The organism is Streptomyces calidiresistens (genome assembly GCF_014141525.1).
Taxonomy (GTDB): domain Bacteria; phylum Actinomycetota; class Actinomycetes; order Streptomycetales; family Streptomycetaceae; genus Streptomyces; species Streptomyces calidiresistens.
Genome location: NZ_VKHS01001565.1, coordinates 1 through 456, shown reverse-complemented (window position 1 = coordinate 456; position 456 = coordinate 1). Strand labels below are relative to the sequence as shown.

1 pseudogene is annotated in these 456 nt (G+C 75.7%); it reads right to left on the bottom strand.

Annotation, left to right across the window (positions count from 1 at the left end):
- Positions 1-269: pseudogene (locus tag FOE67_RS28295) on the bottom strand (nucleotide sugar dehydrogenase); the annotation flags it as partial.
- Positions 270-456: the final 187 nt, after the last annotated feature.

Here is a 456-nt window from a genome sequence, read left to right as displayed (position 1 = left end):
GACCCGGGGGCGGTGGGGGAGCACAACAGGGCGACGCGCACCCGGTCGAGGTCGCCGGGGTCGGTGGTGCCGACGAACCCGGCGGCGAGCATCCGGCGCACCTCGGCGGTGGTGAGGACGCCCTCGATCGGGGATCGACCGGCGGTCAGGGCCGCCACGGCGGCCGGGTCGGGGTCCCAGCCGAGGGTGGCCAGCCCCGCCGAGACGGCGGCGCGGGCGGCGGGAAGCCCGAGGTGTCCCAGGCCGAGGACGGTGAGATCTGCGGGCACGGAGGGGCAACCCCTTCCCGGATCGAAGTACCACAAGGTGAGAGTCAGCTTAAGCGGATATATGACAGATTCGGTGGATTGTCCCCGTGGGTGCCGCCGCCACCGTGCCCCGGGACCACCGGCCCCGCGGACCCCCGGACGCGGGGCCGTCGAACCCCGCCCCGGCGCCTCCGCGCCCCGGCCGTTC